This is a genomic window from Tessaracoccus sp. MC1627, from assembly GCF_014164725.1.
Lineage (GTDB): Bacteria > Actinomycetota > Actinomycetes > Propionibacteriales > Propionibacteriaceae > Arachnia.
Genome location: NZ_JACJGA010000006.1, coordinates 117,247 through 130,209 on the forward strand (window position 1 = coordinate 117,247; position 12,963 = coordinate 130,209).

Genomic DNA, 12,963 nt, shown 5'->3' on the forward strand with positions numbered 1-12,963 from the left:
GGTAGATGGCGCACTATTGTGCGTGACTGACCGAAAGGATCGTTAAGCGATGACAGAGCGAGGAGCGCTGCTCGGCGGCCGCTATGAACTCGACCAGGTGATCGGTCGGGGCGGCATGGCCGAGGTGTGGCGCGCACGGGATCTCCGTCTCGAGCGCGATGTGGCGGTCAAACGGTTGCGGGTGGACCTGGCCAGCGACCCCACGTTCCAGGCCCGTTTTCGACGGGAGGCTCAGTCCGCGGCCGGTCTGAACCACCCCAACATCGTCGCGGTCTACGACACAGGCGAGGAGCGCGACCCCTCGTCGGAGGTCTCTGTCCCCTACATCGTGATGGAGCTCGTCGAGGGCGTGACGCTGCGCGAGGTCCTGCGCGACGGCCGCAAGATCGTGCCGGACCGCGCCATGGAGTTCACGGCCGGCGTGCTCGACGCCTTGGCCTACTCACACCGCGCCGGCATCATCCACCGCGACATCAAGCCCGCCAACGTCATGCTCACCCCCAACGGCACCGTCAAAGTGATGGACTTCGGCATCGCCCGGGCTGTCGCGGACACCTCCGCCACCATGACGCAGACCGCGGCCGTGATCGGCACCGCGCAATACCTGTCCCCCGAGCAGGCGCGCGGCGAGAAGGTGGACAACCGCTCGGACATCTACTCCGTCGGCTGCCTGCTCTACGAACTGCTCACCTCGCAGCCACTGTTCAAGGGCGACTCCCCCGTGAGCGTCGCCTACCAGCACGTGCGGGAGATTCCCGTGCCGCCGTCGGAGATCGACACCGAGATCAGCCCGTCGATGGACGCGATCGTGCTGAAGTCGCTGGCGAAGGACCCGCGGGACCGCTACCAGGACGCCTCCGAGATGCGCGAGGACCTTCTCCGCGCTCTGAACGGGCAACCTGTGCTGGCCGCGTTGCCGGCAGAGCCGGCCACGAAGGTGATTCCGAGCGATCCGATGACCACCACCGCGCGACGGGGGGCTGTGGTGCCTGCTCCGTCGCCGGTGCTCTCTCCCACCGACACGGACCTGATGGAGCCCGAGGAGAAGAAGTCCAACAAGGGCGTGATCGCGCTGGCGATCGTCGCCGGGCTCATCCTGATCGCCATGGGCGTGGCCATCTGGACCATCCTCAACCCGCCTGAGCCGCCGTCGACGGCAACAGTCCAGATTCCGACGGTGGTGGGGCAGACCGAGCTGGCGGCCACCAACATCCTCACCGACGCCCGGCTGGTGCCCAACGTCACCTACGAGGCGCGCTCGGACGTCGACGAGGGGGTGGTGCTGAGCTCGGATCCAGTGGCGGGGACGATGGTGGAACCCGGGTCACGGGTGGCACTGGTGGTCTCCAGCGGGCCGGACGAGAAGACGGTGCCCGATGGGCTGACGGGGGTCACGGTCGCGGAGGCTCGACGGTTGCTCGAGGCGGCCGGACTGACCCAGGTCACCGAGGAGGATGCGGACCCGGCCACCGAGCCGATCGATGCTGTCGCGGGGAATGTGGTGTCGGTGAATCCGGCCTCCGGTGCGACGGTGCCGCCGGATCAGCAGATCGTGCTGACCGTGGCGACGGGTCGTTCGCTGGTGCCCGTGCTGACGGAGCGCACGGCGTCGGCGGCGCAGCGTGAGGCTGAGGCTGCGGGCTTCCGGGTTGAGGTCACTGAGGAGGAGACCACTGAGGTGTCGTCCGGCCTGGTCTTCGATCAGGATCAGACCGCCGGTACGGCGCTGGACCGTGGAACGGTGATCAACATCAGGGTCGCGGTGGCTCCCCCGGAGGTTGAACCCACGACGCCTCCGCCCACGAGTGAGCCACCCGTCGTTGAGACCCCGACACCTCCCCCTTCCCCGCCGGCCTCTGAGCCCCCGACTCCTGACCCGTCCGCGACCCCGTAGCCCCGGACGACGCGGAGCGGCTTGGCCCGGCCTTCCCGCTCCCTGAGCTGAGAAGGGCCGCCCATCCGCTCCCTGGGAGGGCCGCCCGCGTAGCGGCGCGGATCGTCCCCTCGCTCCCTGAGGAGGGCCGCCCGCGGAGCGGCGCAGCCGTCTTTCCGCTCCCTGAGGAGGGCCGCCCGCGGAGCGGCGAGGACCGTCCCCTTTCGCTCCCTGAGGAGGGCCGCCCGCGAAGCGGCGAGGACCGTCCCCTTTCGCTCCCTGAGGAGGGCCGCCCGCGAAGCGGCGTGGACCGTCTCGAAGGGTCGTGACTACCACCTTCATGCAGTTCTGGTGGTCGGGTGCGGGGAGCCGTGAGTCGATGCCCAGGCGGCCGTTGTCCAGGGTCCGCTGATCGCCGCCGGTCAATCTGTGGTCGGTTTGTTGAGGCCGCCCGGGCATCGTCTCCCGTCTCCCCGCACTCGGTCCTCCCTGTGGCGTGGTCCTGTCCCGGGTGCGGGCCGGCAGGGCGGCGTTGGGGTTGGGTCTGCTTGGGCGGGATGCCAGCTGGGTGATCGTCGGGTTGGGCACCGCTGCGCAGTGCCGCCCTGCCGTCCCCAACCCGTGCGTTCACGCGCAGGTTCTGGAGCCTTCGAAATCTCCCGCGGAAGCTCGGAAATCGGGGGTGCCCGCAGAGTGTGACCTCGGGGTCGGTCTACCATCCCGGAATCCACACTCTGCGGAGGGGTGGTAGCCCCCGGGGGCCGGGATCAGTCGAGGGTGGTGGTGACCAACGGGGACATGCCCTCGGCGCGGCGCGGGGCGTCGTCGTCGCCACACTCGACCAACCAGTTGGCCAACATCTGATATCCCCCCTCGGTGAGCACCGACTCAGGGTGGAACTGGACCGCCTCGACGGCGAGGTCGCGGTGCCGGACCGCCATGATCACACCGGTCTCCGTCCGCGCCGTGACCTCAAGCACGTCAGGCACGGTCTCCTCGACGATGGCCAGCGAGTGGTAGCGCGTGGTGGTCACCGGCGATGGCAGGCCCTTGAACACGCCCTTGCCCTCGTGGAACACCGGGGAGGTCTTGCCGTGCAGCAACTCCGGCGCGCGGTCCACGACACCGCCGTAGGCCACGCCCATGGCCTGGAGGCCGAGACACACCCCGAACAGCGGCTTCACGCCGCCGAGCGTGCGCACCACGTCGACGCACACCCCGGCCTCCTCGGGCGTGCCGGGCCCCGGGGAGAGGAGCACGCCGTCGAAGCGCTTGTGCCAGCCCTCCTCCGCGAAGCGCGGATCGTCGTTGCGCCACACCTCGACCTCGGCGCCGATCTGCGCCAGGTAGGACACGATGTTGTAGACGAACGAGTCGTAGTTGTCGATCACGAGGATGGCTGCCACGCGGCCATTGTGCCACCGGGAGCCCGATCCGCCGCGCGCCGTTCGGCGGCGCCGCGACACCGTCAGCCGGCGGCCTGCGCCAGGGAGATGCCGGTTGTGCCGCTGAAGGCGGGTAGCTCCAGCTGCTGGGGCCGTTCCACCGCGTAGCCGAGGCCGTAGGCGTCAACGTACTGCCGGTAGATCTGCACCGCCTCGGACGCATCGAGCCCAGCCTGCAGCCGCTGCTGATCCCCGACGGCCTCGATCACATACGGCGGCGCGTACGGGATGCCGTGCAGCACGACGGTGTTGCCGACGCACTTGATGCCGGTGGTCGCGATCACGCGCTGGCCCTGAATGGTCATCGCCTCCGCCCCGCCGGCCCACAGCGCGTTGGCCACCGCCTGGATGTCCTGCTGGTGGACGACGAGCGCGTCGTCGTCAACACCTGCGGGGCGGACGTCGTTGGGGGCGTCGGTCAGCGTCACCCTCAGGCCCGGCCCGCCCACCGCGACCAGGCCCGCCCGGAACTCGGCTTCAGCGAGGTCGTCGGCGAGATCCCCTGTGCCCACCTGGCCCGAGCCGAGCGACGCCACCTCGGCCCGCAGCTCGTCAGCCTCCAGGCTCAACTCCGCGTTGCGCTGGCCCTGCGACACGATGAGGTCGCGCATGTCCGCGTTGCGGTCCGTCCTCAGATCCGTGCCTCGGGCTGCCAGCGCCGCCACCGTCATCATGAAGCCCGCCAGCACACAGACCAGGATGGTGGTCACCCGTCCGCGGCCGGAGCGGTGCCGAAGCTGGTTCTTGCCGATGTTGGCGCGCACGCGCGGCACCCGCTGCTTCAGCGCGCCCCACATGCCCATGGCCCCACGGTACCCGGCGCGCGGCGCGCCAGGGATTCCTCAGGCGCCGATGTGGGCGATTCGTCGACGCTGACCTAGGCTAGGTGCCCGACGAAGGAGGCAAAAGTGCCCGAATCAAAGGTGCGCAAGACCGCCGAGGACAAGAAGAAGTCCAAGGCGAAGGCAGAGCTCACGGAGCAGCGACGTGAAGCCGCCCGGTTGGCGCCCCGCGGACGGTCCTGGGTGCCGGCGGTCTTCCTGCCGATCGGCCTCATCGGCGTCGCCTGGATGGTCACCTGGAACCTGGCCTATGAGTACATCGGCTTCATGCGCTCCCTCGGGGACTGGAACCTGGCCATCGGCCTGGGCCTGATCGTCGTGAGCTTCACAGGAATGACCCTGTGGAAGTGACCGGGATCGGCACATTCGACGCTGTCATCTTCGACTTCGACGGCACCCTCGCCGATTCCATCGCCTCGATGCATCGCGCCTACAGGCTGTGGGCCGCCGAGTACGGGGTGGATCTCGAGACCCTGCGGCAGTACACGGGCCGGCCGGCCGAGGCGGTGGCGCGCGCGCTCCTGCCTGCAGACATCGCGCCCGCTGCCGGGGCACGGATCGACGAGCTGGAGGTCTCGGACACCGACGGCGTGGTGGCGCTCCCAGGAGCGGCCGCTGCCTTCGCGGCCATCCCCACCCACCGTCGCGCCATCGCCACCTCCTGCACCACCGCGCTGTTGGACGCCCGCCTGGGCGCCACCGGCCTGCCTCGCCCCGAGGTCATCGTGACCCGGGACCAGGTGGAGAACGGGAAGCCGGCCCCGGACAGCTTCCTGCTCGCAGCCCTGCGGCTGGGCGTGGATCCCGCGCGCTGCCTGGTCTGCGAGGACGCCCCCGCCGGGGTGGCCGCCGCCCGATCGGCCGGCATGAAGGTGCTGGGCGTCCTGACCGAGCACCGCGCCGACGAGCTCGCCGCGGACTGGACCACCGAAAGCCTCGCCGGCGTGGTCTTCGAGGACACCGTCGACGGGGTGCGCGTCAGCTGGGCGTGAGCCCTCGCCGTGACGGGCGGGACACCCCCACCCGTTAGGATGTCCCGCGTGACTGATACCCCCTCCGCCCTGCCCAGCGACTCGGAACAGACCGCCATCCGCAAGGAGAAGCGCGCCCGGTTGCTGGACGCCGGGGTTGAGCCGTATCCGGCGGACCTGGAGCGCAGCCACACCCTGCGGGCAATCCGGGGCACCTGGGGACACCTTGAGGCCGGGCAGGAGACGCAGGACCTCGTCACCACCGGCGGGCGCGTGGTCTTCATCCGCAACACCGGCAAGCTGGCCTTCGCCACCCTGCAGGACGGCTTCACCCCCGACGACAACGGCGAGCGCCTCCAGGTGATGCTGTCGCTGGCCGAGGTGGGCGATGAGGCGCTCGCGGCCTGGAAGGCCGACGTGGACCTCGGCGACTTCGTCTGGGTGACCGGCCGGGTCATCTCGTCGAAGCGCGGTGAGCTGTCCATCATGGCCTCCGAGTGGCGGATGGCATCCAAGGCGCTTCGGCCGCTGCCCGTGATGCACAAGGACCTCTCCGAGGAGGCGCGCGTGCGCCGTCGCTACGTGGACCTCATCGTGCGCGACGACGCCCGCCAGATGGTCCGCACGCGCGCCGCCATCACCCGGGCGGTCCGCCAGACGCTGTACGCGCAGGACTACATCGAGGTGGAGACGCCCATCCTGCAGCTCGTGCACGGCGGCGCCGCGGCGCGCCCGTTCACCACCCACATCAACGCGTTCGACATCGACATGACGCTGAGGATCGCCCTGGAGCTGCACCTCAAGCGCACCATGGTGGGCGGCGCGGACCGCGTCTTCGAGATGGGCAGGGTGTTCCGCAACGAGGGCATCGACTCGACGCACTCCGCGGAGTTCACCATGCTCGAGGCCTACATGGCGTGGGGGGACCAGCGCACGATCGCGCGACTGATCCAGGACATCGTCGTGGCGGCGGCGGACGCGGTGGGGTCGCGGCAGATCGAGACGCCGAAGGGCGTCATCGACCTCGACGGCGAGTGGCCGTGGCTGTCGGTCTTCCCGGCCATGTCCGAGCGGTTCGGGGAGGAGATCACCGTCGACACGCCCCTGGAGACCCTGCACCGGATCGCCGACGCGCACGAGGTGGAGTACGACCCCAAGTGGGCCGCGGACAAGATGGCGATGGAGCTGTTCTCCGAGGTGATCGAACCGGACCTGCTGCAGCCCACGTTCGTCTACGACTACCCGTCGATCGCGCAGCCGCTGGCCCGCCAGCACCGCACGGATCCGGGCAAGGTGGAGGCGTGGGATCTGATCATCGGCGGCCTGGAGCGTGGGACGGGCTTCACGGAGTTGGTGGATCCGGTAATCCAGCGCGAGGTGCTGGTGTCGCAGTCGCTGAAGGCGGCCGGGGGTGATCCGGAGGCGATGCAGTTCGACGGCGACTTCATCGAGGCGCTCGAGTACGGGGTGCCGCCGATGGGCGGTCTGGGGTTGGGCATCGACCGGTTGATTATGCTGCTGACGGGCGTCGGCATCCGCGAGACGATCCTCTACCCCCTCCTCCGCCCTAGCACCAGCTGATGAGGTCGGGGCCTGAACTCGGGGGCCTTAACGCGTGGGTCGGGTTGGCGCTGGATGGTGGCGGCCGGTCCCGCCCGTGACTCCTCGATGAGGCGCTGACGCGCCTGACCTCGTCGCACATGCCCGAGCCAACCCGGCCCGGCCGCCACCACCCAGCACCGCTTCACGCCACAGCGGGCGCAGCCCGGCACCACCCGACCACCAGGAACCATCCCCAGCAGTCATCGGCGGCGGCGAAGTCAGGGCAACCCGCACCTGAGCGCCGAGCGGTGGCTGAGGGGGACCGGTCGCGGTGGGTCGGGCGTTGGGGCTAGGCAGGCCGGCGGTTTGGGCCTGCCGACGGGGCGCCCCATGGGCGAGGCCGGTCCCCCTCAGCCGCCGCGGACCGTAGGCCCCGTCCGTGGGGAGGGCAGAGCCCGCGGTGGGGCCCAATTATCACAAGTTGATAACCCCGGTTGACTTTCGGCGGGGGTCGCACATACGCTTCTAGCAATCCCTGAGAGCGCTCTCGATGATTCGCCGAAGACAGATGAGAGCGCTCTCTACGGGAAGGCACACAGTCATCACAAAGGAGTCACCGTGCGTCCTGTCATTCGCAATCTCGCCGCCGTCGCTTGCGTCGGCGCCCTACTGACGGCCTGCTCGTCGGGCACCCCCGACGCCACCACGTCCCAGGACGCCTCGGCGAACCCGGACGAGAAGATCACCCTCACCGTCGCCACGTTCAACGAGTTCGGCTACGAAGAGCTGATCAAGGAGTACATGGCCGACAACCCCAACATCACCGTCGAGCAGCGCAAGGCCGCGACGGCCAACGAGGCCCGCGACAACATGAACACCCGCCTCGCCGCAGGCTCGGGCCTGGCCGACATCGAGGCCATCGAGATCGACTGGTTGACCGAGCTCATGCAGTACCCGGACAAGTTCGTCGACCTGGCGGACCCCGAGCTCGAGGGCCGCTGGCTCGACTGGAAGACCGCCGCCGTGACCACCGAAGACGGCAAGCTCATCGGCTACGGCACCGACATCGGCCCCCAGGGCATCTGCTACCGCGCCGACCTCATGGAGAAGGCCGGCTTCCCGACCGACCGCGAGGAGGTGGCCGCGCTGCTCGAGGGCGACTGGGACAACTACTTCACCGTCGGGAAGGATTACGTGGCCAAGTCGGGCGGCGTCGCCTGGTTCGATTCCGCCTCGGCCACCTTCCAGGGCATGGTCAACCAGGTGGAAAACCCCTTCGAGAATTCGGACGGCACCCCCATCCCGCTGAGCGAGAACGAGGAGATCAAGGGGATCTACGACCAGATCGCCACCGCTGCCGTCGACGACGGCCTGTCCGCCGGCCTGGCGCAGTGGACCGAGGACTGGACCAACGCCTTCCAGGGTGAGAAGTTCGCCACCATGCTCTGCCCCGGCTGGATGCTGGGCGTCATCGAGGGCAACGCCGAGGGCGTCGAGGGCTGGGACATCGCCAACGTTTACCCGGGCGGCGGCGGCAACTGGGGCGGTTCCTACCTGACCGTTCCTGAGCAGGGCCCCAACCACGAGGCGGCCAAGGAGCTCGCCGCATGGCTGACCGCCCCTGAGCAGCAGATCAAGGCGTTCGAGGCCAAGGGCACCTTCCCGTCGCAGGTCGATGCCCTCGAGGACCCGGCCCTGCTGGAGTCCACCAACGCGTTCTTCAACGACGCGCCCACCGGACAGATCCTGGCCGACCGCGCCAAGGCCGTCACCGTGCAGCCTTTCAAGGGCCCGAACTACTTCGCCCTTGCGCAGCTGGTCACTGACGGTCTGAACCGTGTCGACGTCGAAGGCACCGACGACGCCGCCGGCTCGTGGGACAAGGCCCTCGCGGCCTACGACGCCCTCGGCCTCAGCTGAGTCTCACCGCGGGGTCGGGGGTCGCCCCCCGGCCCCCGACCCCGCCCCGTCCCCGCTGCCCGAAAGACATCCCCATGAGAGAGCTCACCCTGAGCCAGCGCCTGAGCCGGCTCGACGTCAAGGCGTCGCCTTACCTGTACATCAGCCCGTTCTTCATCCTGTTCTTCATCGTCGGCCTGTTTCCGCTGGTGTACACCGCCTACGTGTCGGTGCATGACTGGCACCTGATCGGCGGTCAAGGCGACCTGGTGGGCCTCAAGAACTACACCGACGTGCTGCAGCAGCCCAACTTCTACAAGGCGCTGCGCAACACCTTCTCGATCTTCCTTCTCTCCTCCGTGCCGCAGGTCATGGCCGCGATTGTGATCGCCTACCTGCTCGACACCAACCTCCGCGCGAAGACCTTCTGGCGGATGGGCGTGCTGCTCCCCTACGTGGTGGCGCCCGTGGCCGTCTCCATGATCTTCGCGAAGATCTTCGCCGACCAGTCCGGCCTCGTGAACGCGGTCCTCGCGAACCTGGGCGCGGCCGGCATCGGCTGGCACGCGGATCCGCTGGCCGCCCACATCGCCATCGCCACCATGGTGAACTTCCGCTGGACCGGCTACAACGCGCTGATCTTCCTCGCCGCCATGCAGGCCATCCCGCGGGAGGTCTACGAGGCCGCGATCGTCGACGGCGCCGCCCGCTGGCGCACCTTCTTCTCCATCACCATCCCGATGCTGCGGCCCACCATCATCTTCGTCGTCATCACCTCCACCATCGGCGGCCTCCAGATCTTCGACGAGCCCCGCATGTTCGACACCCTGGGCCAGGGCGGCGCGGACCGGCAGTGGATGACGCTGACGATGTACATCTACGAGCTGGGCTGGGGAGCCCAGAAGAGCTTCGGCCGCGCCGCGGCCGTGTCCTGGATCCTGTTCCTCATCATCATCCTGGTGGGCGTCATCAACTACCTCATCACGCGCTCCATCGCGTCATCCTCGAGCGGAAAGGCGGGCCGTTGATGTCCACGCAGATGTCCTCCCCCATGGTCGAGCAGTTGGCAGGCAAGGGCGCAGCCCGCGCGGTGCGACGCAAGCTGCACGGCGTTGACAAGCGCCCAGGCTGGGCGACGTACGCCGCCCTCGCCGCCGTCGTGCTCATCTCGATCTACCCGATCTACTTCACGATCCTGCTGGCCTCCTCGACCGCGCCCGAGATCGCGCGCAACCCCATCCCGTCCTTCATCCCTGGTGGCAACCTGATGGCCAACATCGGTCGCGTCATCACCTCGGACATCAAGTTCTGGACGGCGCTGGGCAACTCGGTGATCGTCTCCACGATCACCGCCATCTCAGTGGTGTTCTTCTCGACGCTGGCCGGTTACTCGTTCGCGAAGCTACGGTTCCGCGGCAGCAGCGGCCTGCTGGTGTTCGTCATCGCGACCATGGCGGTTCCGACGCAGCTCAGCATCGTGCCCCTGTTCATCCTCATGTCCGAGCTGGACTGGGTGGGCAAGCTCCAGGCGGTCATCGTGCCCGGCATGGTCACGGCCTTCGGTGTGTTCTGGATGACCCAGTACCTGCGCGAGGCGCTGCCCTTCGAGTTGATCGAGGCGGCCCGAGTAGACGGCGCCTCCATGATCCGCACATTCTGGTCCATCGCGCTCCCGGCGGCCCGTCCCGCCGCGGCAATGCTGGGCCTGTTCACTTTCGTCGGGTCCTGGACCAACTTCTTCTGGCCCTTCATCATCCTGGGCTCTGCCAACCCCACCCTCCCGGTGGCGCTGCAGCTGCTCCAGGCGTCCTACTTCAAGGACTACTCGCTCATCATGGCCGGCGTCCTCGTCGCCACGCTGCCGCTGGTTGTCCTGTTCGCCGTCGCCGGGCGCCAGTTGGTGGCCGGCATCATGCAAGGAGCAGTCAAGGGATGACCGCCTATCAGTTCCCCCCAGGCTTCCTGTGGGGCAGCGCCACCGCGTCGTTTCAGATCGAGGGGGCCACCCACGAGGACGGCCGCACGGACTCCATCTGGGACGTGTTCTGCCGTGAGCCGGGCGCCGTCTTCGGCGGCCACGACGGCACGGTCGCCTGCGACCACTACCACCGCATGCCGCAGGACGTGGGCATGATGGCGGACCTGGGACTGCAGTCCTACCGCTTCTCGACGTCGTGGCCCCGCGTGCGCCCCGACGACAAGGACCTCAACCCCCGGGGCCTGGACTTCTACTCACGTCTGGTCGACGAGCTCCTCGGCCACGGCATCACGCCGTGGGTGACGCTCTACCACTGGGACCTGCCCGCCGCACTGCAGGACAAGGGGGGCTGGACCAACCGCGACACCGCCTACCGCTTCGTCGAGTACGCCGAGGCGATGCACGCCGCGCTGGGTGACAGGGTCAACATCTGGACCACGCTCAACGAGCCGTGGTGCTCGTCGTTCCTCTCCTACGCCTGCGGGGAGCACGCCCCCGGGCATGCCTCGCGGCGCGAAGGCCTGCACGCGGCGCACCACCTGCTGCTGGCCCACGGGATGGCGACGGCGCGGCTGCGCGAGCTGGCGCCGTCGGCCACGCTGGGGATCACCACCAACCACACGGTTCCGGACCCGCTGGACCCGTCGTCGGCCAACGACGTGGAGGCCGCCAGGCGGATCGACGGGATTTTCAACCGCTTCTTCCTGGACCCGATCTTCCGCGGGGAGTACCCGGCGGACGTGCTGGAAGACCTGGCGGGGCTCGGCCTCGAGGACGCCATCCAGCCGGGGGATCTGGAGATCATCTCCACCCCCATCGACGTGCTGGGCGTGAACTACTACCACGGTGAGGCCGTCACCGGCACGCCGTCGTCGGACTACGCACCGGTGGTGCTGCCCGACGGGCGGGTTCGGGGGAACCCGAACATCGGCTCCGAGTGGGTGACGTCCGTGCCGCGCGGGCTGCCGGTCACGGATCAGGACTGGGAGATCCAGCCCGAGGGCCTGACCCGGCTGCTGGTGCGGCTGCAGGAGGAGTACACCGGCCCGGCCGGCATCCCGCTGTACGTGACTGAGAACGGCGCCGCGATGCCTGACGTGGCGAACGCGGAGGGCTTTGTCGACGACCAGGACCGGGTGTCGTTCGTGCGCGACCATCTCGTCGCCGTCCACGACGCCATCTCGGCCGGGGTGGACGTGCGCGGGTACTTCGTGTGGTCCCTGATGGACAACTTCGAATGGGCGTGGGGCTACGACAAGCGCTTCGGCATCGTGCGCGTGGATTACGAGACACAGCAGCGCACCCCGAAGGCGTCGGCTCTATTCTTCCGTGACGCTGCGCGCCAGAATGGCGTGCAGGGGTAGTGAAGGGACCGACGATGGTGAGGCCGACGCTGGAGGACGTCGCACGGTTCGCGGGCGTCTCGCGCGCCACGGTGTCACGCGTCGTGCGTCACGATCCCGGGGTGGCAACGGAGACCGCTGCCAAGGTGGGGGCCGCCGTCTCCAAGCTGGGCTACGTGCCCAACGCGTCGGCCCGGTCCCTGGCGACGGGGCGCTCCAACACGCTCGCGATGGTGGTGCCGGAGCCGGACGGGATGGTCTTCTCGGACCCCTTCTTCGGCCTGGCTGTGGCCGGCATCAACGACGGCATGGCCGGCACAGACATGCAGCTCGTGATGGTGTTCGCGTCACACCCGGACCGGTCCGGTTCAGTCGTCGACTTCCTGCTTGAGGGGCGCGTTGCGGGGGCGATCGTGGTGTCGCACCACCGCTCCGACGGGCTGGTCGCGGCCGCGCTCAACCTGCCCATCCCGACGGTGTTCCTGGGGGCGCCGCTGCTTCCGGACACTGATCATCATCCGTACTTCGTGGACACCGACAACTTGGGCGGCGCACGTCTCGCGGCGGAGCGGATGCTGGCGACGGGGGTGCGCCGCCCTGCCACCGTCGCTGGCCCGTCGGACATGTCGGCGGCGCTGGACCGACTCACCGGCTGGCGCACGGTTCTCGAGGATGCGGGGCTCGAGGTCGCCGTCGCGCACGGCGACTACACCCGCGAGTCGGGCGCCCGCGCGGCGGCTGAGCTGCTCGACGCAGACCCAGCGATCGACGGGATCTTCGCGGCCTCGGACCTGATGGCCCAAGGCGTGATGGATACGCTCCGGGCGCGCGGGATCCGGATCGGCGAGCAGGTGAAGGTGATCGGATTCGACGACTTCGCGGCCGCCGCGACACTCGACCCGCCCTTGACGACGGTGGTCAACCCCGCGGTCGAGTTGGGCCGGCAGGCCACCCTGATGGTGTTGGGCCTCGTTGAGGGGCGGGAGATCGCGTCTCCGGTGACGCTGCCGGTGGAGTTGAAGATCCGCGCCTCCGGCTAGCCGCCCGTAGACTTCCCGCGACACACAGAG

Annotated in this window: 11 protein-coding genes; 9 read left to right on the forward strand and 2 right to left on the reverse strand. The window is 68.9% G+C overall.

What is annotated here, in order from left to right:
* The first annotated feature begins 49 nt into the window (after positions 1–49).
* A complete protein-coding gene (pknB, locus tag H5399_RS12940; protein ID WP_182783147.1) occupies positions 50–1,894 on the forward strand; it encodes a Stk1 family PASTA domain-containing Ser/Thr kinase in 1,845 nt (614 codons plus the stop codon).
* 746 nt (positions 1,895–2,640) lie between these two features.
* Here the strand turns inward: pknB and H5399_RS12945 are convergent.
* The gene (locus H5399_RS12945) at positions 2,641–3,279 is read right to left on the reverse strand and encodes an aminodeoxychorismate/anthranilate synthase component II (protein WP_182783146.1); all 639 of its coding nucleotides are present in this window, start codon (positions 3,277–3,279) and stop codon (positions 2,641–2,643) included.
* 62 nt (positions 3,280–3,341) lie between these two features.
* A complete protein-coding gene (locus H5399_RS12950; RefSeq protein WP_255422274.1) occupies positions 3,342–4,121 on the reverse strand; it encodes a DUF881 domain-containing protein in 780 nt (259 codons plus the stop codon).
* A gap of 105 nt (positions 4,122–4,226) precedes the next feature.
* Between H5399_RS12950 and H5399_RS12955 the strand changes: the two genes are divergently transcribed.
* From H5399_RS12955 to H5399_RS12990, 8 genes are all read left to right on the forward strand, one after another.
* Positions 4,227–4,511, forward strand: coding sequence for a cell division protein CrgA (locus H5399_RS12955; RefSeq protein ID WP_182783145.1), 285 nt, complete (start codon positions 4,227–4,229; stop codon positions 4,509–4,511).
* Positions 4,508–5,152 carry an HAD-IA family hydrolase gene (locus tag H5399_RS12960; protein WP_220490973.1) on the forward strand — a complete coding sequence of 215 codons (645 nt, stop codon included), beginning with the start codon at positions 4,508–4,510 and terminating at the stop codon, positions 5,150–5,152. The genes H5399_RS12955 and H5399_RS12960 overlap by 4 nt, the downstream gene beginning before the upstream one ends.
* A 48-nt stretch (positions 5,153–5,200) precedes the next feature.
* On the forward strand, positions 5,201–6,712 hold the full coding sequence (gene lysS / locus H5399_RS12965; protein WP_370585756.1) for a lysine--tRNA ligase: 1,512 nt from the start codon (positions 5,201–5,203) through the stop codon (positions 6,710–6,712).
* Between the two features lie 579 nt (positions 6,713–7,291).
* Positions 7,292–8,593: an ABC transporter substrate-binding protein gene (locus tag H5399_RS12970; protein WP_182783143.1), complete on the forward strand. Its 1,302-nt coding sequence runs from the start codon at positions 7,292–7,294 to the stop codon at positions 8,591–8,593.
* A gap of 74 nt (positions 8,594–8,667) precedes the next feature.
* Positions 8,668–9,600, forward strand: coding sequence for a carbohydrate ABC transporter permease (locus tag H5399_RS12975; protein WP_182783142.1), 933 nt, complete (start codon positions 8,668–8,670; stop codon positions 9,598–9,600).
* Entirely contained in the window at positions 9,600–10,508 is a 909-nt protein-coding gene (locus H5399_RS12980) for a carbohydrate ABC transporter permease (protein WP_220489491.1), read from the forward strand. The genes H5399_RS12975 and H5399_RS12980 overlap by 1 nt, the downstream gene beginning before the upstream one ends.
* Complete coding sequence (locus H5399_RS12985; RefSeq protein WP_182783141.1) at positions 10,505–11,914, forward strand: GH1 family beta-glucosidase; 1,410 nt, start codon at positions 10,505–10,507, stop codon at positions 11,912–11,914. Before H5399_RS12980 ends, H5399_RS12985 begins: the two co-directional genes overlap by 4 nt.
* Positions 11,915–11,928: 14 nt before the next feature.
* Positions 11,929–12,933 carry a LacI family DNA-binding transcriptional regulator gene (locus tag H5399_RS12990; protein ID WP_182783140.1) on the forward strand — a complete coding sequence of 335 codons (1,005 nt, stop codon included), beginning with the start codon at positions 11,929–11,931 and terminating at the stop codon, positions 12,931–12,933.
* Positions 12,934–12,963: the final 30 nt, after the last annotated feature.